We start from the raw sequence: 20,376 nt of genomic DNA on the forward strand, positions 1-20,376 counted from the left end.
CACCTAGATCAACGGAGATACCCATGACTGAAACCTTCGACACCGAACAGGCCGACGTCGTCGTCATCGGCGCCGGACTGGCCGGACTCATCACTGCCCGCGAACTGACCAACCGAGGCCACCACGTTGTTGTCCTTGAGGCCCGCGACCGGCTCGGTGGCCGCTTGTGGACCGAACGCCGCCTGGGCCAGAACCTTGAACTCGGCGGAAACTGGATGCACTGGACCCAGCCCCACGTTTGGGCCGAAGTCACCCGGTACGGCCTGGACGTCTCTCGCGGCCCCCGCTCGGAAGAGACGTTCTGGCTGGCCGGCAACGAAGTTCGCCACGGCAACCTGGACGACTTCATGAAGCTCATCGACCCCGGCATGACACGCCTGCTCGAGGACACGGTCAAGTGGCTGCCCCGCCCCGACGCGCCGCTCACGGTGGAGAACCTGGCCGACGCAGACCAATACAATCTGCAGGAAATGCTGGACAAGCTGGACCTCTCCGAGGACGAGCGCAACGCCAACGAAGCCGCCTGGGTGGGCCACTTCAACGCACCCCTGGACCAGTGCGCCTACGTCAACGCCCTGCGCTGGACCGCAGGTTCCTCCGGCCATTGGCACCTCATGCACGAGGCCTCGGCTATCTACCGCCTCAAGGACGGCAACGATGGCCTGATCAACGCGATCGCCGCAGACACTGCGGCGGACATCCGCCTCAACTCCCCGGTCACCCGGGTGGAACACAACCACGACGGCGGCACGGTCACCTACGGCGACGGCCAGCAGATCCGCGCGAAGAAGATCGTCATCACCCTGCCCGTCAACGTCCTGCACAAGCTCGACGTCACACCTGCCCTGTCCGAGGGCAAGCTCGCCCCGTCCCGCGAACGCACGGCCTCCCAAGGCGTCAAAGCCTGGATCCGGGTTAAGGGCCCCATCAAGCCGTTCTTCGCCTACTCCGCCCAGGACAAGCCCCTCTCGGTGATCCGCACCGAATTCGTTGGCGAGGACGACGCCGTCCTGGTGGGCTTCGGCGCCGACGGCAACCGCATCGACGTCACGGACATCCAGCAGGTCCAGGAAGCCATCAAGGTATGGCGCGACGACCTGGAAGTCATCGAAGTCACCGGACACAAATGGGGTGAGGACCCCTACGCCGAGGAAACCTGGCTCGTCCAGCGCCCCGGCCAGCTCACCAAATACCACGCAGCACAGCAAGCATCCGAAGGAGCCCTGCACTTTGCCAGCGGCGACATCGCCAACATCTGGGCAGGCTTCTTCGACGGCGCCATCGAATCCGGCCTGCGCGTCAGCCGCCAGATCAACCAGGAACTGAAAGCCCAGCCATGACCAGCACCGCCATTGCCGCCCGTCCCATCAGCGGCGACACCTACCGTTCCGTGATGCGGCACCTGCCCACCGGCGTCGCAGCCGTATGCTCCACGGACGTCCTAACTGGGGTCCACAACGGCATGATTGTGGGAACCTTCGCCTCGTTGTCGATGGAACCAGCCCTCGTGACATTCAGCGTCATGCATTCGTCCACCAGCTGGCCGAAAATCTCCGAGGCTGGAACGTTCAGCGTCAGCTTGCTGGCCAACAACCAGCAAAGCGTATGCAAGGCACTTTCGGCCAAAGGCGAAAACAAGCTCGGCACCGTGGACTGGAGTGAATCCGAGTGGGGAACCCCGCACCTGCACGGAGCCCTGGCATGGTTCGACTGCCGCGTCGAACAGCAATTCACCGCAGGGGACCACGTCGTCGTGATCGCCCGCGTCCTGGACATGACCCCCGGTGAAGGCGAGCCGTTGATCTTCCATGGCGGCCGCTTCGGCACTTTCACCCACAACCACTGAAATCTCCATCCCTTCGATCAAGGAAGATTGACATGGATATCACCCCAGCCAATCCGCCGGCACCAGCCGACATCACACCTGCCTTCTACCGCCAGATCCTGGGCAAGCTGCCCACCGGCGTCACCGCCATCACCGGCATCAACGACGACAACGAAAAGCTTGGGCTCGTCGTAGGCACCTTCCAGTCCCTGTCGCTGGAGCCGCCCTTGGTGATGTTCTGCGTGGACAAGTCCTCCTCCAGTTGGCCGAAGCTGCGCAAACTGCAAAAGTTCACGGCGAACATCCTCGCCGATGACCAGATCCCCATCTGCAAGTCACTCTCCCGTAAGGGCCCTGAAAAGTTTGAAGGGCTGCCCTGCAGCCCGGGACCGCTCGGAACCCCCCACCTGCACGGCGCCACGGCCTACATCGACTGCATCGTCACGGCCGAAGTAGTCGTTGGCGACCACTACATGGTGGTCGGATCCGTCACGAACATGGAGGAAGGCAGCGGGGACGCCCTGCTCTTCCGTGGCGGCAAGTTCGGCCAGTACCTTCCCATCGAGTTTCCTGCACCGGCTGTAGCAGCCCCGGCAGAAGCAAGGAGCGCATCATGAGCCGCTACGACATCATCCTCAAGGCGTGGAACGGTGCCTGGGGCAACGGCGACCTTTCCGCTTTCGAGCAACTGCTGGCCCCTGGCTACGTTCGCCGCTCCAAATCCGGCGCCGAGGGATACACCAGGTTGCGGGAAACCATCAAAGAGATGCACACAGCCTTCCCCGATTCCAAAACAGAGATCCTTCAGATCATTGAGGACGGCGACCATGTGGCCATCCGCTGGCAGACCACCGGCACGCACACCGGAGAGTTCATGGACGTGCCCGCTACAGGCCGCAACGTCACCGTCACAGGGGCCTCGTTCCTGACCTTCTTCGGCGACAAACTCGCCGAAGAATGGGTCATATGGGATCCCCGCGAGCTCCTCTCAGCGCTGGGAATCTGGCACCTGGGCCCCGGCAACAACTGAGCAGGAAACACCTAAGCCAATCAACCCAGGAGCACCCCTCATGACACTTCACGGTCATTCCCTTATCGCCGGCGAGGTAACCGCCGGCACCGCCGGCACCGCCTTCGGCATCAACCCGGCAACCAATGAACAACTGGAACCCTCCTACACGCTTATCAGCGAAAAGCAATTGCAGGAAGCCACGGCCGCAGCCGAGCACGCCTTCGAATCCTTCAGCGCCCTTGACCCCGACTACCACGCCCGGTTCCTGGACGCCATCGCGGAAAACATCGAAGCCATCGGCGAGGAACTCATCGAACGCGCCTCCAAGGAGACCGGGCTCGGCCTGGACCGGCTCCGGGGCGAGCGTGCCCGCACTACCGGCCAACTGCGCCTCTTCGCCGATGTTGTCCGCCAGGGCGACTTCCGCGGTGCGCGGATCGACCCCGCCCAGCCCGAGCGCACCCCGATGCCGCGTGCCGACATCCGCCAGCGCCAGATTCCCCTGGGGCCCGTCGCTGTCTTCGGTGCCAGCAATTTCCCGCTCGCCTTCTCCGTCGCCGGTGGAGACACAGCCTCGGCCTTCGCCGCAGGGTGCCCGGTGATCGTGAAGGCCCACAACGCCCATCCGGGCACTGCCGAACTCGTCGGCCACGCCATCACCAAGTCCGTCAAGGACCTGGAACTGCACCCAGGAGTGTTCTCCCTCGTCTACGGCTCCGGCGCAAGCATCGGCCAGGCCCTGGCAGCAGACCCCGTAATCAAGGCAGTGGGTTTCACCGGCTCCCGTGCCGGCGGCACCGCCCTCATGCGGACCGCCGCGGCACGCCCCGAACCGATCCCGGTCTACGCGGAGATGTCCTCCATCAACCCGGTCTATGTGTTCCCCGGCGCCCTCGCAGGCACCGGCGACGACATCACTGCCCTCGCCAAGCAGTACATCGGCTCCGTCACCGGCAGCTCCGGCCAGCTCTGCACCTCGCCCGGGCTGGTGTTCGTTCCGGCCGGAGAATCAGGCGAACGCTTTGCCTCGGCCGTCACGGCTGAGATCGCCCATCTTCACGGACAAACCATGCTCACCGGTGGAATCGCCACCGCCTGGCAGCACGGCCACGACGCGCTCGAAGCAGCCCCCGACGTCGAAATCCTTGGCCGCGGCACAAAGGGCCCCGGTGAGAACGCACCCGCACCCGCCGTCTTCGGCGCTGACCTCGACGTGTTCATCAACAACCCCGTCCTGCACGAGGAAGTCTTCGGCGCCGCATCCCTCGTAGTCCGCTACAAGGGTATTGAGGACCTCGTCGAAGCCACGGCCAAGCTGGAAGGCCAGCTGACGGCCTCCCTGCACCTGACCGACGCCGACTACGAGGCCGCCGCTCCTCTGATCCCCACGCTGGAACGCAAGGTCGGCCGGATCATTATCAACGCCTGGCCGACGGGCGTCGAAGTGGGTCACGCCATGGTCCACGGTGGGCCGTTCCCGGCGACCTCGGACGCGAAGACCACGTCTGTGGGAACGCTGGCGATCGACCGGTTCCTGCGCCCCGTTGCCTACCAAAACTTCCCTGAGGAACTGCGACCGGCAGCCGTCAAAGACGCCAACCCCTGGCACATCAACCGCCTCGTGGACGGCAAACCCGAATAAAGACAAGTCCGGCTCCCGGACCCCAAGAATCCGGCCCCGGGCTAACCTCTCGCACGAGACGCCCGGGGCCGGAAACCAGTCCCAAGGCCCCTGCAAGGGGCATTCACCCATTGCCAAAGCGGGATAACGAAATGACCAGATCCGTACCCCCGCAAGCTCCGGTCGCACCCCGGGGGAAGCATCCAATCCCTGATTGGTCCAAGCTGCGCAGGGACGACCACGTCACCGTACTGCGCACGGACGGCCAAACAGTGGCGGGTCGGATCGACATGATCGCGATCGACCGTACGCTCTTTTGGCTATTCCAGGATAGGGGCCTTGGCCGCGTCCTGGTGACCCGCAGCGAAACCCGCAGCGTGGCCGTATCGGCACCGCGCAACCAGCCGTAGAAGGCAATGGCTTTCAGCCGCCCTATTGGAGTTTCCCGGACTTGCGTCCTCTATGGTGGACAGCGAAAGCATCCCCGCAGGCTTAAAGGTGATACGTGGATGCCCATAAGGGTCACAGACACCGCGGCGCGCATTCTGCAACCAAAGACCAGTCACAGGCGCGAGGATGACCCCGTGAGTCCAGCACTAGTGAGTCCACCGACGATCGAACTGGTGCTGACGCCTTTAGGATGCAGCAGGAAGTCTCTGCCGTTAGGTAGGGGACAGTGACAAAGAGGCGGGCGTCATGCCTGGCTACCTTGCTAAGGCCGAGCGGAACAGTTTTGCTGTCGATGAACCCGATTTCGGCTATCTCCTGGCCAGCCAGTTTTACCCCGAAAACCTGCCGCGGTCACAGGATGAGCTCATTGAACCTTATATCGAGCTCGAGCCAGACTTCGTGTGCAAACGCAACGTTGGCGGGCCGCATGTCACGGCCGTGGGCATCATTGCAGCGACAGACTTTGTGGTTCCTGCACTTGAAATCATCGACTCGCGGGCCCGCGACTAGAAGATCACAATTTACGACACGCTCGCAGACAGTGGCTCAAGCGCCGGAATCATCCTGGGCGGACAACCTCGCAAGCTCAGCGAATTCAACTTCTCCGATACCCGGGGTGTCAATCACCTATGATGACCAGGTCGTCGCGGAGGGAAACACGAATACCGTCTACGGCAGCCCCGTTGGGCACTTGTCTGGCTCTGCCGCCGCATAGCTGCATACGACATCACGCTCGGGGCCGGCTAACTCATATTCCCGGGCAGCTGCCTCTCGGCAGCCAAGATGGTTCCCGGTACCAGCGTCACCGGCCGGTTTCCGGGCTTACGACGATAACGGAGCCGCCGGAGCGCCGTCGGGGCGGCATCCACACCGACGGCGCCGGGCATTGCTGCTTGGTGCCCGGGACTGGCTAGCCGAACACTGCCAGGGGTGATCCAAAGAGTGTTTCGTCTGGTTCGATGCCGAGGCCGGGTCCTTGCGGCAGACGGATGTGGCCGCCTTCGACCGTGACGCCGCCGCGAGGGTCGTAGTGGCCCTCGATATAGGGTTGGGCAATCCATACGCCTTCGTTGAGGTCAGGCCGTATGGTGGCTCCCAAGTGCGCGCAGGCGGCGGCGATAATGTCTCCGCCCCAGGAATCGTCGCTGGTGTGGGGCGTTGAGTAGGTCTCACACACATCGCGAATGACCGACATAGGATGCAAACCGCCGACACGGGTGACTTTCAGACCGAGGCCGTCGCATTCGCGCCGGGCAACAGCGCCGACGGTTTTGGCAAGGTCGGTGGTGAGTTCGTCCAGATAGACCGCATGGTTTGTGCGCGAACGCACATCCAGTACCTCTTCGATAGTGTTGCAGGGCTGTTCGATGATGAAGGGGATGTCAGGGCATTCGCGGCTGAGCCGCAGTGTGTCGCGCACCGTTAGGCCGCGGTTGGCATCGACGGCCAAGCTGATTCCCCGGTTTCCGACGCGCTCCCAGACCTTGCGGATCGTCTCGATGTCCAGATCAACCGGGCGGCCCCCAACTTTAAGCTGCAGCCGGGGGTAGCCTTCTGCCGCTTTCACTGCGGCGCGTTCGGCAACAACGTCGGGTTCGTCAACGGCCAGCGCATAATATGAGGGAATCCGTTCAGTTTCGGCGCCGCCGAGCAGATCGGCGACACGAACGCCGTGGTGTTTGCCTGTGATGTCGTGGGCTGCGATGTCGAATGCAGCCTTGGCGTACCGGTGCCCGTAGAGTAGGTCGTCCATGCGCCGGTGCAGCAGAACAATATTGGTCGGATCCTGTCCGACAAGCCCCTGAGCCATTTCGGCCAGGGCTGTGCGGGTGCCTCCTACATGGGTCTGTTCATAGATTGGGCCGAGGGGACACGTTTCGCCCCAACCAGTCAGTCCGGTGTCGGTAGTTACACGAACGAGAGTGGTGTTGAGTGAGAAGATCTCACCATGTGACATACGGTAGGGGCCGTTTCGCACGGGAAGATCGTAGGCGTAGATGGCAATCTCTGTAATTTTCATGGGTTCCGATTCCTGGGTCCTATGTTTCTTGGCGCCACACGGGCCGGGGCTACGACTGAACGGCAGGCGGTACGAGCACGAGCTTGCCGGGGAATGACTTGGAAACGAAGTCCTCTTGTGCACGGTGGATCTCGCTCAACGGGTAGGTCTTGGAAACGAGCGGCCGGATCTGGCCACTATTGACGTACCGCACCAGGTTTTCGAACACTTCGTCTTCCTGGAAGGTGCAGCCGAACAATGAAAGGTCGTTGAGATAGATCGTGCGCAGGTCGATCTCGGACAGCGGCCCCCCGATGGCGCCGGCAATGGCGTATCGGCCCCCGCGGCGAAGCAGACCCAACAGTTCGGACACACCCGCCCCTCCAACTACATCTACCGCTACATCCACCGAACGGGGGCCCAGTTCGGCGACCAAGTCCGCGCCACGTTCAATCACCTGGTCCGCGCCGGCAGCGAGGACGACGTCGGCCTTGCTGGATGAGCAGATGGCGATGACTTCCGCCCCGCGCAGCTTGGCCAGTTGCACGGCCGCGAGACCTACCCCGCCGGAGGCGCCCGTAATGACGACTTTCTCCGCACCCAACCGGACCCGGTGCAGCATGCCCTCCGCGGTGGAGTAGGCAATAGGGACAGCTCCCAGCTCTGTCGCTGAGACGTCCGAGTCGATTGCGTAGGCCTCGCTGTCGGGTGCGACTGCGAATTGGGCGAAACCACCGTCACAGTCACTGCCGTAAGTCCAACATTCATAGGGCCGGTGCTCAACGTAGTGGCGCATCAGCGTGCGGACAAGGACGCGGTCCCCGATCCGGCTTTCATCGACATCATTGCCTACAGAGACGATCCTGCCGTATACGTCCCCGCCCTGGATGCGTGGAAAGCTTAGCGGCACGCCAGACCAGGAGGCATCGTCGGCATCAGCGGTGTCTGCGCCGCTGGCTGCTGTGGAGTTGGTGTCCCCGCTCACTGCCTTCGAGTACCAGCCGATGCGGGTGTTGATATCGGTGTTGTTAATACCGGCCGCTTCGACCTGGATAAGAACTTCATCGGCGCGCGGTTTGGGCACAGGAACGTCGGTACGGTACTCAAGTTTTTCTGGGCCTCCATGGCCGGTGAGCAGGACGGCCGCCATGGTCGTGGGCAGGGTCATCGTCGATCCTTTCGCGGATGCAGGTGAGTTGAGGTGTGCTTGTAGATCTAAGTCTGTCCAATTGATGGACATCTTGTTCATTTTTGCACAGCGGTCCGGGTCAAGACAATCCCCTGTTGCGGGGGAGCACCGAGAACCGCGCTGGAGCGGTGGATAGTTTGGGGCGAGGGCCTTTGTGCCGGATGTGTCTTTCCTGACGTGATCCGTAGGATGGAAACCCGATAGATCAGAGCAGGGGGGGTGTCTCCCATCAGCGGACAGGTGCCGGACATGAACGACAGAGAGACCGATATTGACCCTGAGCTAAGCCAGCTGAATCGGTCGGCCCTCCGGGCAGCTTCGCTCCTCATATCCGTCGGCGAGCACCCTGATGGTGCCAGTGCGGCGCAGCTCGCCATCGAGACGGACGTGCCCCGCCCCACGGCCTTCCGGATCCTCCAGAGTCTTGTCCACACCGGGCTTCTTGCCCGCGAGGGTGGCACCTTCAAGCTCGGCTGGCGGACAGCCCACCTCGGCCGGCTTGCAGACCCCTACAGGGACATCCTGCCGCGCGTACAGGTAATCCTGGATGGCCTCGCGGCCAAGGTCAACGAATCCGTCGAGTTCGTCATGTTCACCAGCTCCACTACCCAGGAGACGATTGCCCAGGCTTCCAGCACCCGTTTGCTGGCCCCTTCCCAGCAGTATGTAGGCCGCAGCTTCCCGCTGCACGCAACCGCTACCGGAAGAATCCTGCTAGCGAACGTTGACAAGCGCCAGATCCACTCCGTAGTGCCGGCGGAACTGGACGCAATGACGGAGTTCACGATTACGGATCGCGCAGCACTGCTTGCTGAGCTCGACAAAGCCCGCATCCAGGGCTTCGCCACACTGGACGGTGAGCTCGAAGAGGGCCTCTTTGTCGTAGCGGTACCGGTCCACGATGGCCAAGGCAGACTCGTCGCGGGCCTCGCGGCTTCGGGACTCTCGCAGCGGATGAAGTCAACAGACATCACCTTCTACGTAGAGACACTTCGCGCGGACGCCGCGAGACTTGGAATGATTGTCAGCCCATCCTGAGCTCCTGCCGGCTCATAAATCTGCCCCTAACGGCTGGCTGGCAGCTATTCCACACATTGGTCGGGCACGCCGACGGTCTTTCGGCAGCCTCCGGTGTCCGACGAATTCCTCGATGCAGACTCGGCCGGTTCCCGAGGACAGGTTCCAGACCAGGTCATTTAAGGCTGCCGGGAAGGAACCGGGCCGGAGGGTTGCCTATTGATGAGATCACAAATCTCATCTATATTGTGGTTAGACCTCCAAGTGGCGACGCACATGCCAGGCGTCCACACCACCGGGCGCCGTCAAGCAGGGGCCAGAGTCCCCGCTCCGGTGCTCGCCACCAGTCCGGCCGGGATCATCTTTGCATCCGCGCCGTACGCCGTGGCAGGAGCAGAGCGCGTCAATCCATTCCCCCAGCAACGCAACGAACCACAGGCTGCGAGGAGCAGCTTCGACCTTCTGGCGCTCCCGCCACCGGCAGCTTTCCAACCGCACCTCTGTAGTAGCTAAACAAACAACAGGAAGAACGAATGACGAGTACTACCAAGCCAACTCATGTCGCGAAGGCTTCGCAGGTACTGGTGCCCGGCGCCGGCCGCGGAGAGGTGATAAGTAGTCAACAAATGCTGAGCTTCTGGGGCGGCCTGGATCCCAGCACGGGCACCGTCATTGATCATCGCCATTCCCTTCGCGGCCAAAGCGTCGCTGGCAAGATCCTTGTCCTCCCTAAGGGTAAGGGCTCTAGCACAGGCAGCGCCGTTCTCGTGGATGCGCTTTTCCTCGGAAATGGCCCTGCTGCCATCATCATGAGGGAAGCCGACGAAATAATTTCCCTGGGTGTTGTTGTTTTTGAGGAGTTTTACCAGCAAACAATTCCGGTTATCGTGCTGGACACCAACGATTTCGAGTGTGCACTCAGCGGCCAATTTGCAGAAATTGATATGGAAGGCACGGTGCGCCTGTATGACGGGCTTTAAGACTGGTTCGGCATCGGCGTCAGAAGACGCTGTCCAACTGAGCCGCGAGGACAAGCGCATGCTCGCCGGCAACCACGGTGAAGCTGCCCAGATCGCAATGCGCATTATTCTTGCCATAGCCCGGATTCAAGGGGCACGGCGCCTCATCGATATCTCCCACGTTCACATTGGCGGAAGCATCTATACCGGTGAGGGCAGCCTCCGGGTCATCCGTCAGCTCACCCAGCTGGGAGCCAAGGTCAGGGTCCCCACCACCATCAATGCGATTTCCATAGATAGGAAGAGGTGGCGGGACCGGAACATCGAGGAAGAGTTCGCCGCCAAAGCCGATGAACTTGCCTCCGCCTTTGAAGCGATGGGTGCCCGGCCGATATTCTCCTGCACACCGTATGTCTACCCCGATGCGCCGAAGTACGGGCAGGACATCCTGTGGGCAGAATCAAACGCCATCACGTACGCCAACAGCGTCATCGGCGCACGCACAAACCGCCACGGAGATTTCATGGATGTCTGCGCTGCAATCACAGGTCGTGTGCCGCAGTCCGGGCTGCACATGGAAAGCAACCGGGTAGGAAATTTCCTGGTCCGCGTGCCCGCGGTTCAAAATCCGGACGGAACCTACTTCGCCACCCTTGGATACTTAATAGGCAAACACACAGGTCAACTGGTTCCAGTAATTGACGGCATCAGGACTAAACCAAGCCTTGAGGACTTGAAGGCGTTCAGCTCTACAATCACCACTTCAGGTGCCGTCGGCCTTTTCCACATGGTGGGGATCACTCCTGAGGCGGAAACTGTGGACGCCGCACTTCAGGGCCTGGAACCACTGAAAATTCTCGACGTGGAACTGCACGAACTGGAGGAAGTGTGGGCAGACCTATCAACCGGGTCTGGGAAGGCAGTGAGCCAGGTTGTCCTAGGCAGCCCGCACTTTACCTTCGGAGAATTCGTCGAAATGGCTGCTGCCACCAAGGGAAAGACGAAAAATCATGACACCACGGTTTTGGTAACGACAAGCAGATTCACCTACGAGAAAGCAAAGCAAGCCGGGCTTCTTCAAACCTTGGAAGACTTTGGTGCAACCGTGAACACCGACACGTGCCTGTGCATGCTCAACCCGAGCTCTTTCCCAGAGTCAGCCCAGACCGTCATGACGAACTCCGGCAAATTTGCACATTATGGTCCCGGGCTTACCAGCCGAGGTGTTTACTTCGGATCAATTAATGACTGTGTGGAATCCGCTGTTGCAGGCACTTTGCGTCTTAGCCGACCGAAGTGGCTGGAGCCGTTTGCACCGCAGTAAGCCGGGTGTTTGGCTGCCACCGAATCTCGTGATGTTCCAGGGGCAGCAACTGAGCATCTCCGCGGGGCAATTGGAGGTATCGGTGGGCAACGCGCTGCGGGAGATCGATGCTGGGGCTGTATACGCCAAAGCGGGCCCCTATGCAGCTGCGATGCCAGTTTCACTGCCTGGTCATGGTGGCCGTTCGAGGGCATTGGTCGTAGAAGCAACCGCCCGGAGGCCAAAACACGGCAACTGGACCGTGACGCGTTCCGGCTTCGGAACCGACCACGTCACTGAGTCTCAAGACGCTTTTCGAGTCGCTTGCGCGCACTAGCCACAGATTGTTTGGTCAACTTGATGACAGCTTTCGTGTTTCCTGCCCGCACTGCCTCAAGGATTGCCGGCTGGGGCGTCCAGAGGCTTTGATCATTGCGCTCAATGGCTTCAGTGGCCCCGATAACTTTGTATGGCCTGCATTGCAGCCACAGGTTCTCGATTACGTCCATGAGAACAGGATTGCCCGCGGCCGAGTACAGCGTCCGGAGCAGTACCTCGTCCTCGTCCAGGGCATCCCCTACCCTGCCTTCCTTCACGGCTTGATTCATGCGCGACAGGGCTGCGTCCATCAGCTCGACTTCCGAGTTGGTGACCTTTGGCGTGCCCCGTAGGGCTGCTTCCACTTCCAGCATCGCGCGGACGTCGTAGATGTGGATGAGTTCTGTAACCGTGAACTGTCTAACGACCGCGCCACGGTGTGCCGCTACGCGGGTTGCGAGCCCTGTTTCCTCAAGGCGACGAATGGCTTCGCGGACTGGCATGACGCTCGTACCTACCATGTTGGCAACGTCCCGCACGCGAAGGGGAGATCCTCCTGGGAGCTCCCCCGTGAGGATGGCACCCCGAAGGGCCTCGTAGACCTGGTCAGCGACGAGGGTTGGAGTTACTGAGATAGCAAGAGGAACCTCTGCCTGTTTACCCGCCATGGAAATGATCTTATGACAGGTCTGGACCGCCTCAGTGACCATCAGCCTGCGGCGAAGCTAAGAACCGAATCCCAGTGACCGGTACCGACTGCCGCCTCGGGACCCGTGCCCTGTCCTGCCAACGGACAGCACCGCCCCCTGTCCGCATCCGGGGTTTTCGGTCATTGCGAGGGGTTGGTGACCGCTGACAACGAGGGCCTGTACTTTAGATTCTTATCCCAAGCCCAGAACGACGCCGCGTTGCTCACGGCGTCGTCCTGGTGTGTTGCTCGCTCGCCCTGTTAGAGCAGGCTGGGCTCGCCCGGTTCGCCCACTGCCGGGTCCATGCCGTACTTCTCGAGGATGTTTTTGATGGTGCCGTTTTCGCGGAGTTTCTCGATGTCCTCGTCCAGGGCCTTACCCAGCTCCGGGTTGTCCAGGGCCGAAGGGAACATGACCTGGCCCACTGCAGCGAACTCCGGGACGTTGGCGTTGGGCTTGACGTCCACCACGGTCGCGCCCTCAACGGGGGCGTCCTTGAAGCGGTACTTGGCAGAGGCGGCGGAGGCGACAATGGCGTCGATGCGGCCCGCCTTCAGGTCACCGTAGATCGACTCGTCATCCTGATAAATCTTGAAGTCGTCTCCAAGCCACTTCTGCAGGCTGTTGTTGTAAAGATTTCCAGCCACGGAGCCCACCTTCTTGCCTTGGAGATCATCACTAGTGAGGCCCGTCTTGGAGATGATGGCCTGCGGGTCGCTCCAGAGCGGGGTGCTCAGGTACACGATCTTGGTGCGTTCCTTGGTGCGGAGCCAGCTACCGGATCCGATGTCCACGCGCTTGGACTGCACCGAGGGGATCACTGCGCCCGCACCGCCGGAGGTGCTCACGGTGACCTTCAAACACTCCAATTTAGCGATCTCGTTGATGAGCTCGCCTTCCATGCCCGTGACGTTATCGCCCTTCACTATGGTGGCCGGTGCGTAGTCGTAGCTGGCTACGGTGAGCTCGCCCGGGGTGGTGGTTTTGAGGTCCTTATGGGCAGGGGTGCAGTCGCCGGAGCCAGCGGAGGCGTCACCGCTGCCGCCGCAGGCAGCGAGGGAGAGTGCGACCAGGCCGGCGGCAGTGCCGGCCGAAAGTACGCGCACGAGGGAACGGGTTGTTCGCGACATGGGGTCTCTTTCTAGTGGTGGCGGGGCGACGCCCCGCCGGTTAATGGGAACGGAGATGATGCCTTGGTGCCGGATGTCGGTCTGCATCCGTCGATGCCTCGACTATCGATCTGTGATTACTGGTGCTGTAACGGGTGTTAGTTGCGTTGGAGGTGGCGGCCGAGGCGTTGTTCGAGGAGTTTGATGGCTGCGAGGAAGATGAGCGTGAGGGTGCCGTAGATGATGGCGGTGAGGGTGTAGACGGAGAGGTATTCGAAGGTGATGGAGCCGATTTCGAAGGCTTTGGACATGAGTTCGGGGACGGCGATGACGAACGCGAGTGCGGAGCCTTGGAAGACGAGGACGGCGAGGCCTGCCAGGGGTGGGGTGGAGATGCGGAGGGCTTGGGGGAGGATGATGTGCCGGAATCCGGTCCAGCCGCGGAGCCCGGTGGTGAGGGCTGCTTCTTTTTGGCCTTGGGGGACGGAGTTGATGCCTGCGCGGAAGTATTCGGAGGCGTAGGCGCCGGTGTTCCAGGTCAGGGCGATGATCGCGGTGGTGAGGGAGGTCAGGGTGATGCCGGCGTCGGGGAGGCTGAAGTAGAGCAGGTAGAGCAGCACCAGCGCTGGGAGGCCGCGGCCGATCTCGACGAAGAGGAAGGAGATCCAGCGCAGGGGTGCGGGTTTCGCTTCGGCGAGGACGGCCAGGAGGAGTCCGAAGGGGAAGCCGAAGAGCAGGGAGAGCCCGGTGAGTTGGAGGCTGACACCCAGTCCTGGGGTGAGGTTGGGGAGCCAGCCGAGCCATTGGTTGATGAGGTCCATTTAGAGGACTCCGATCTTGCGGCGGAGTGTGAGGTCCACGCGTCGGGCGATGAGGGCCACGACGAGGCTGATGATGATGTAGAGCGCGCCGGCGACGACGAAGGAGAGCAGCCCTTCGTGGGTTTGTTTCGCGCTTTGTTGGGCGTAGTAGGTGATTTCGCGAACGCCGATGGTGGAGGCCAGTGCGGAGTCCTTGAGCAGGCCGATGCCGTAGGTGGCGATCGCGGGCAGGGCTACGCGGAACGCTTGGGGTGTGATGACGTGCGCGACGGTGGTGATGGAGGACATGCCGAGGGCGTGGGCTGCTTCGCGTTGGCCGTCCGGGATGCTTAACAAGCCGGAGCGGTAGATTTCGGCCATGAACGCTGAGGCGATGATGGAGAAGCCGATGATGGCTGCCTGGATGGTGGTCAGGCGGAGGGCGTATTGGGGCAGGCCGAAGTAGATCAGGAACAGCCAGGTGATCGGGGGGATGACCCGGACGATGTTGATGTACAGGGACGCCGCGGTGCGGATGATGGCGATGGGGGAGCGGGCTGCGCCGACCAGGACGAGGCCGATGAGTCCGCCGAACAGGAGCGAGGCTCCGGTGACGTAGAGGGTTTGGCCGACGCCTTGGGCGATGGAGGCCAGCAGTTGGGTGATCATGGCTCGGTTACCGGTCCAGGACGGCTTTGAGGAACTGGCGGGTGCGGTCGTTGGCTGGTTGGGTCATGACTTGTTCGCTGGGCCCGATTTCCAGGACGCCGCCGTTGCCCATGACCATGATGCGGTCCGAGACGTCGCGGGCGAAGTGCATTTCGTGGGTGACGACGAGCATGGTCATGCCTTCGTCGGCGAGGTCGCGCATGACGGCGAGCACTTCGAGGCCGATTTCGGGGTCCAGGGCCGAGGTGGGTTCGTCGAAGAGCATGACTTTCGGGGACAGGGCCAGGGCCCGGGCGATCGCGATGCGTTGCTGCTGCCCGCCGGACAGGCGTGCCGGGTAGGCGGAGGCCTTGTCCGGCAATCCGACCCGCTTCAATAGCTTGTTGGCGACTTCCTCGGCCTGTTCCTTGGACGAACCCAGCACCTTTCGTTGGGGGAGGGTGATGTTTTCCATCACGGTCAGGTGCGGGAACAGGTTGAAGGACTGGAACACCATCCCCGTGACGCGGCGGAGGTGGTCCAGGCTGGCCTTGTCCGGAAGTTTCGCCCCACCGGCCACGACGCGGGCGCCGCCGATGGAGATGGTGCCCTCGGACGGGGTCTCGAGGTAGTTCAGGCACCGCAGGAACGTGGACTTACCCGCGCCGGAGGGTCCGATGATCGAAACCACCTCTCCTTCGGCCATGGACAGGTCCACGTCCTTCAGGACCTGGATCACTCCGTACTTCTTGCCAAGCCCGGCCACCTCCACCTCGCCAGTGAGAGCAGTAGGGGGAGCTTTCGTGCCAAAACTTAAGCCCATTTTTCCGATTCCTTTACTAAGTGACGCAGCCGAAGCGGGGTCTTCACGCCGCTTGGGGCGCTGGTCCCGAACCTTGCTCGCACTCTTCGCGTGGGGCGGCGCTGACGGTGGAGCTATGTTGGAGCGATGTGCCCTAAGTCACTCTATGTCGAATTACGATCAGCTGTCCATATCTGTGATCACATATCTAGGATCACGGGTCTTTCCCGCCGAATCGTTTTCTTCTTTCAGCGTGGGCGGCCTAGCTGAGGTCCCTGGCGGCCTGGCGCGTGAGGTTGATGTAGCGGTTCCGTTCAGTCTCCGTTGTGGCGCGCTCAACCGGCACCATGGTGGTTACAACACCTGCAAGGGTCGAATCATTGAAAACAGGTGCGCTGGCGCCCCAGACCCCAGGCGCCAGGGCACCTTGGCTGGTGGCGTAACCTCCGGAACGTATTTGTTCCAGGTCGCTGCGTATGGCCTGCTCATCAGCGGGCGTCAGGGAGTGGCTGGTGATGATGTCATCGACTTCCCGGGCTGGGAGGTGGGCCATGATGGCGCGAGCACTCGCGCCATGCAGCAGTGGGCGGGACCGGCCCGGAGCATAGCTGCAGCTAAGGATGTGGATGCTTTCGACGGAATCAACGCAGATGACTTCAAGACTGCTCTGGACCATGTAGGCGGCGAGTTCCCCGGTCTCTGCGGAGAGTTGTTCCAGGCGCCGTCTGACCACGCCCTGCGCTGATGCCTCTTGCCGGTAGTTGTCGGCCAGACGGACCACTTCCGGACCTGCTGAGTAACGCCCGATGACCGGGTTTTCAACCACGAAGCCGGCCTGCAGCAGCGTCTGCAGATGCCGGTAGACGGTCGAGACCGGGATGCGCAGGAGACCGGCGATTTGTTGGCTGGTCAGGGTCCGGTGCCTGGCAAAAAGGAGCAATGTGGACATTGCGGTGCCCCGTTCATCGCGCTTCGTCACCGAGTCGGTTGGGGAACCGTTGGTTGCTTTCTTCGAGGGGATGCGTTTTTTCATGGGGGAGGCTTTCGGAGGGCATGGGGCTGACCGGTGAGAGGGCAGCAGCCGCCGCCCGGGGTATCAGGCGACGGCTGCCGGTGCCGTGCGGGTCGTTGCGAAGGAGTCCGACGGCGGTTGGTTGGCTGGGTGGGCGGCTGCGCACCCAGCCGGCTGGTGTGCCCTTGTTACTGGGCCATGTATGGCTGGCGCCATTCGGAGGAGGGGGAGAAATTCTCGTGGATGAAGCGGCCGTTGAGCCAGCGCTGCAAGGCAAGCCGGGAGCCGGTTTTGTCGTTGGTGCCCGAGGCCCGTCCGCCGCCGAAGGAGACCTGGCCCATGAGCGCGCCTGTGGGCTTGTCGTTGACATAGGTCATACCCGAGGCGTTGCGAAGCTTATCGAGTGCCACGGATATGGCGCGTCGGTCATTGGCGAAGATGGAAAGTGTGAGCGCGTAGTTGCTGGTTTGGTCAACCAGGTCCAGTACGGTTTCCCATTCCTCGTCGTCGTAGACATAGACGGTGAGGATCGGACCGAAGAACTCTTCGCTCATGGTGAAGGCGTGGGGGTCGGTGGTTTCGAAGATCGTAGGTTCGACGAACCAGCCTTCCTCGCCGTGGGCGTTGCCGCCGGCAAGAAGCTGGTGGCTCTCCAGGGCTTTTGCCTTCTCCAAGGCGGCCTCCAGCTTGCGGAATGAGGACTCGTCGATCACCGCGCCGGTGAAGGTTTCATGTTCGGCGACGTCGCCCACACGGAGGGACTTGGTGGTTTCGACGAGTTCATCCTTGATCACGTTCCATACACTGCGGGGCAGGTATGTCCGGGACGCCGCGGAGCACTTCTGTCCTGAGTATTCGAAAGCACTGCGGATCAACGCAGCGCGGACAGCGCCAGGATCAGCGGACGGGTGCGCCACGACTGCGTTCTTACCGCCGGTTTCACCTACCAGGCGCGGGAAAGAGCGGTACTGGTCGATGTGTTCGCCGGACTTCTTCCAGAGGCTGCGGAACACATCAGTGGAACCGGTAAAGTTCAGACCTGCGAAATCCGGGTGTGCCATGGCGTGGTCGGAGATTTGTCGCCCGGAGCCGTGGATCAGGTTGATGACGCCAGGAGGAAGCCCTGCTTCCTCAAACATGCGCATCAGCACGTCGTTGCTCAGCGAGGACTTCTCCGACGGCTTCCACACCACAACGTTGCCCATCAAAGCGGCGGTGGTTGGGAGGTTGCTGGCGATGGCGGTGAAGTTGAACGGGGTGATGGCCAGGACGAAACCTTCCAGACCGCGCTGGTCAAGGGTGTTGCCCTCGCCTTGGAGTGATGCAGGCTGGTCACTGAAGATCTGCTGGGCCAGGTGGGCGTTGTAGCGGAAGAAGTCAGCTACCTCGCTTGCGGCGTCGATCTCGGCTTGGTGGAACGTCTTGGACTGGCCAAGCATTGTCGTGGCGACCAGCTCGTCACGGTACTTGCCTGCGGCCAAGTCGCCGGCACGGAGGAAGATGGCAGCGCGTTCCCACCACGGTGTACGGGACCAGTCGTGTTGGGCTGCCAGGGCTGCGTCAATTGCGGCCTGGATCACGCTCTCGTCCGCGGTGGGGATGCGTGCCAGCACCTGGGAGTGGCGGTGGGGTGCCGTCACGTCCCGGAGCTTGCCCGTCATGGAGCGTTGGCCGTTGATCACGTGCGGGAGTTCGCGGACGTTGGAAGTGATTTCTGCAATGGCCTTCTTGACCGAAGCTGCTTCCGGCGAACCCGGACGGAACTCACGGGACGGTTCGTTATAGGGAGTAGGTACTTTGAAATTTCCGGTGACGCTGACTGATTGGGTGGACATAATCCGGTTCTCCTCGTTGGTTTTGCCGGGGCGGTGCGGTTTGGTTCAGTGGGTCTCCAGCCGCTGTTCCAGCCGCCGGAGGGCGCTGGCCAGGGAATCGGCCGTGATGGTAGTTGCTTCTGTCGTATCGCCCGCAGCCAGTGCGCGGACGAGGGCCGGCTGCGGAGTCCATAGAGAGTTGTCTTTTCGGGTGAGGGCTTCTGTGGCGCCGATGACCTTGTAGGGCCGGCATTGGAGCCACAGTTGATCGATGGTGCTGACCAGGACAGGGTTCCCGGAGGCGGAGTAGAAGATCCTGAGAACCTCCTCGTCCAGGGCCAAGGCATCCACGATCCTCTCCTCGGCCACGGCATCCTCCATTTTTCTGCAGGACGCTTGCATCCTCTTGACGTCACCTTTCCCGATGTTGGGAGCGGCTTGGGTGGCTGCTTCCACTTCAAGAATGGTCCGCACGGCATAGATATGGATCAGTTCGGTTGCCGTGAAGGTCTTCACCACTGCCCCTTTATGCGGGGTCCGGGTGGCCAGCCCTGCCTCTTCTAGGCGACGGATGGCTTCCCGGACCGGCATGACACTGGTACCGACCATGGCAGCGAGGTCACGCACACGCAAGGCGTGTCCAGCCGCCAGTGTTCCTGTCAGGATGGCGTCCTCCAAGACCTCGTACACCTGGTCAGCCACCAATGTTGGTTTGACGGCAGCGGACATTTGGAGGGCCATGGGTCCTTCCTTCCCGGAATGGTCGTTAGTGATATTTGATCACATGTAAGCCTATGCCAAATTCCGGTTTAGCCGCCGATGAGGGACCTCAGGAAGAGCAGCAGGTTGGCGGGTTTTTCAGCCATCCGGCGCATCAGATAGGGGTACCACTGGTTACCGTAGGGAAGGTATACGCGGACGCGGTAGCCTTCCCTTACGAGTTCGTCCTGGAGCTTCCTGCGAACTCCATAGAGCATCTGAAATTCGAAGGAACGCTTGTCGATGCCCAGTTCTGCGGCCGCCTTCTTGATGACGTCAATGCAGTCGCCGTCGTGGGTTCCGAAGGCCGGGTCGGGAAGGTGCTCAAGAGCCCAGCGGGAAAGGAACTTGTACTGCTCGGTGACCTCGTCTGCATTGCGCAGGGCGTCAGCTGAGGACTCATCGAAGGCTCCCTTGACCAATCTGATGCGCGGCTTGATGTCAGTGAAGGAGCTAAGGTCCTCAGGGGTCCGTCGCATGTTGGCCTGGATAGCTACCCGCGTTTCCGGGTGATCGGGCAGGATGCTCTTGTAGATCGCCAGGGTTTCCCGGCCCACCGAGCTGTGCTCCATGTCCACTTCAACTATCGCGCCGTGGGTTGCGGCGGCGCTTAGCAGCGTCTTGAGGTTATTGGCACACTCCTGCGGATCGATCATGATGCCAAGTTGCGACAGCTTGACGGAGACCGTGGAGCCGGGTGCCTTTTGACGGATTTCCTCAATGGCACCTTGGTATTCCCGGGTGGCTTCCTTGGACTGGTCCAGGTGTTGGACAGATTCCCCCAGCAGGTCCAAGCTGACGTCAATGCCCGCTTTGTTGAGGGCGCTGGTGGCTTTCCATGCATCCTCCAGGCCATTGCCGGCAACGTAGCGGTCCACGATTGGACGGGTGAAGCGGTTGCGGCTGGCAAGGGCTTCTAGTTTCTTGTTCTCTGCAACTTTGAGCAGGATTCTGTTAGGCATTGATGCACTTCCTAAGAGTGGCCGCGAGGCGCGGACCGGATGGTCGCGGCTGCGCGGAGGGTTCTACTGGCCCAACCTCTTGCGAGCG

21 protein-coding genes are annotated in these 20,376 nt (G+C 61.7%); 10 read left to right on the top strand and 11 right to left on the bottom strand.

Features of this window, described 5'->3' with window-relative positions:
- Window positions 1–23: 23 nt before the first annotated feature.
- The 7 genes from ACFVSJ_RS22355 (at window position 24) to ACFVSJ_RS22385 (ending at window position 5,418) form a co-directional block, all read left to right on the top strand.
- Window positions 24–1,340, top strand: a complete 1,317-nt coding sequence (locus ACFVSJ_RS22355; protein WP_387439311.1) for a flavin monoamine oxidase family protein — start codon at window positions 24–26, stop codon at window positions 1,338–1,340.
- On the top strand, window positions 1,337–1,846 hold the full coding sequence (locus tag ACFVSJ_RS22360) for a flavin reductase family protein (protein WP_387439312.1): 510 nt from the start codon (window positions 1,337–1,339) through the stop codon (window positions 1,844–1,846). The genes ACFVSJ_RS22355 and ACFVSJ_RS22360 overlap by 4 nt, the downstream gene beginning before the upstream one ends.
- Window positions 1,847–1,878: 32 nt before the next feature.
- Window positions 1,879–2,442 (top strand): flavin reductase family protein, encoded by a 564-nt coding sequence (locus ACFVSJ_RS22365; protein WP_387439313.1) that lies wholly within the window; start codon window positions 1,879–1,881, stop codon window positions 2,440–2,442.
- On the top strand, window positions 2,439–2,855 hold the full coding sequence (locus tag ACFVSJ_RS22370) for an ester cyclase (RefSeq protein WP_387439314.1): 417 nt from the start codon (window positions 2,439–2,441) through the stop codon (window positions 2,853–2,855). The genes ACFVSJ_RS22365 and ACFVSJ_RS22370 overlap by 4 nt, the downstream gene beginning before the upstream one ends.
- Window positions 2,856–2,895: 40 nt before the next feature.
- Entirely contained in the window at window positions 2,896–4,479 is a 1,584-nt protein-coding gene (locus ACFVSJ_RS22375; protein WP_387439315.1) for an aldehyde dehydrogenase (NADP(+)), read from the top strand.
- Window positions 4,480–4,610: 131 nt separating this feature from the next.
- Window positions 4,611–4,868, top strand: a complete 258-nt coding sequence (locus ACFVSJ_RS22380) for a hypothetical protein (protein ID WP_387439316.1) — start codon at window positions 4,611–4,613, stop codon at window positions 4,866–4,868.
- Window positions 4,869–5,154: 286 nt separating this feature from the next.
- Complete coding sequence (locus tag ACFVSJ_RS22385; RefSeq protein WP_387439317.1) at window positions 5,155–5,418, top strand: hypothetical protein; 264 nt, start codon at window positions 5,155–5,157, stop codon at window positions 5,416–5,418.
- A gap of 400 nt (window positions 5,419–5,818) precedes the next feature.
- Here ACFVSJ_RS22385 and ACFVSJ_RS22390 read toward each other — a convergent pair whose 3' ends face one another.
- Both ACFVSJ_RS22390 and ACFVSJ_RS22395 read right to left on the bottom strand, forming a co-directional pair.
- Window positions 5,819–6,928: a mandelate racemase/muconate lactonizing enzyme family protein gene (locus ACFVSJ_RS22390; protein WP_387439318.1), complete on the bottom strand. Its 1,110-nt coding sequence runs from the start codon at window positions 6,926–6,928 to the stop codon at window positions 5,819–5,821.
- A gap of 49 nt (window positions 6,929–6,977) precedes the next feature.
- Entirely contained in the window at window positions 6,978–8,075 is a 1,098-nt protein-coding gene (locus ACFVSJ_RS22395) for an alcohol dehydrogenase family protein (RefSeq protein WP_387439319.1), read from the bottom strand.
- Window positions 8,076–8,345: 270 nt separating this feature from the next.
- Between ACFVSJ_RS22395 and ACFVSJ_RS22400 the strand changes: the two genes are divergently transcribed.
- The 3 genes from ACFVSJ_RS22400 (at window position 8,346) to ACFVSJ_RS22410 (ending at window position 11,396) form a co-directional block, all read left to right on the top strand.
- On the top strand, window positions 8,346–9,134 hold the full coding sequence (locus ACFVSJ_RS22400) for an IclR family transcriptional regulator (protein ID WP_387439320.1): 789 nt from the start codon (window positions 8,346–8,348) through the stop codon (window positions 9,132–9,134).
- A 512-nt stretch (window positions 9,135–9,646) separates the two neighbouring features.
- Window positions 9,647–10,093: an aconitase X swivel domain-containing protein gene (locus ACFVSJ_RS22405; RefSeq protein ID WP_387439321.1), complete on the top strand. Its 447-nt coding sequence runs from the start codon at window positions 9,647–9,649 to the stop codon at window positions 10,091–10,093.
- On the top strand, window positions 10,080–11,396 hold the full coding sequence (locus ACFVSJ_RS22410) for an aconitase X (RefSeq protein ID WP_387439341.1): 1,317 nt from the start codon (window positions 10,080–10,082) through the stop codon (window positions 11,394–11,396). The genes ACFVSJ_RS22405 and ACFVSJ_RS22410 overlap by 14 nt, the downstream gene beginning before the upstream one ends.
- 272 nt (window positions 11,397–11,668) lie before the next feature.
- Here ACFVSJ_RS22410 and ACFVSJ_RS22415 read toward each other — a convergent pair whose 3' ends face one another.
- The 9 genes from ACFVSJ_RS22415 to ACFVSJ_RS22455 all read right to left on the bottom strand — a co-directional run bounded on the left by ACFVSJ_RS22415 (window position 11,669) and on the right by ACFVSJ_RS22455 (window position 20,288).
- Window positions 11,669–12,361 carry a GntR family transcriptional regulator gene (locus ACFVSJ_RS22415; protein WP_387439322.1) on the bottom strand — a complete coding sequence of 231 codons (693 nt, stop codon included), beginning with the start codon at window positions 12,359–12,361 and terminating at the stop codon, window positions 11,669–11,671.
- Window positions 12,362–12,642: 281 nt separating this feature from the next.
- Window positions 12,643–13,512: a substrate-binding periplasmic protein gene (locus ACFVSJ_RS22420; RefSeq protein WP_387439323.1), complete on the bottom strand. Its 870-nt coding sequence runs from the start codon at window positions 13,510–13,512 to the stop codon at window positions 12,643–12,645.
- Window positions 13,513–13,649: 137 nt separating this feature from the next.
- Window positions 13,650–14,312, bottom strand: coding sequence for an amino acid ABC transporter permease (locus ACFVSJ_RS22425; protein ID WP_387439324.1), 663 nt, complete (start codon window positions 14,310–14,312; stop codon window positions 13,650–13,652).
- Complete coding sequence (locus ACFVSJ_RS22430; protein ID WP_387439325.1) at window positions 14,313–14,960, bottom strand: amino acid ABC transporter permease; 648 nt, start codon at window positions 14,958–14,960, stop codon at window positions 14,313–14,315.
- Between the two features lie 7 nt (window positions 14,961–14,967).
- Window positions 14,968–15,762 (bottom strand): amino acid ABC transporter ATP-binding protein, encoded by a 795-nt coding sequence (locus ACFVSJ_RS22435; protein ID WP_387439326.1) that lies wholly within the window; start codon window positions 15,760–15,762, stop codon window positions 14,968–14,970.
- 241 nt (window positions 15,763–16,003) lie between these two features.
- On the bottom strand, window positions 16,004–16,774 hold the full coding sequence (locus tag ACFVSJ_RS22440; protein ID WP_387439327.1) for an IclR family transcriptional regulator: 771 nt from the start codon (window positions 16,772–16,774) through the stop codon (window positions 16,004–16,006).
- Between the two features lie 167 nt (window positions 16,775–16,941).
- Window positions 16,942–18,588 (bottom strand): L-glutamate gamma-semialdehyde dehydrogenase, encoded by a 1,647-nt coding sequence (gene pruA / locus ACFVSJ_RS22445; RefSeq protein WP_387439328.1) that lies wholly within the window; start codon window positions 18,586–18,588, stop codon window positions 16,942–16,944.
- Window positions 18,589–18,633: 45 nt separating this feature from the next.
- On the bottom strand, window positions 18,634–19,308 hold the full coding sequence (locus ACFVSJ_RS22450) for a GntR family transcriptional regulator (RefSeq protein WP_387439329.1): 675 nt from the start codon (window positions 19,306–19,308) through the stop codon (window positions 18,634–18,636).
- Between the two features lie 68 nt (window positions 19,309–19,376).
- Window positions 19,377–20,288: a proline dehydrogenase family protein gene (locus ACFVSJ_RS22455; RefSeq protein WP_387439330.1), complete on the bottom strand. Its 912-nt coding sequence runs from the start codon at window positions 20,286–20,288 to the stop codon at window positions 19,377–19,379.
- Window positions 20,289–20,376 lie beyond the last annotated feature (88 nt).

It is taken from the genome of Paenarthrobacter sp. NPDC058040 (genome assembly GCF_042885775.1).
GTDB lineage: Bacteria > Actinomycetota > Actinomycetes > Actinomycetales > Micrococcaceae > Arthrobacter.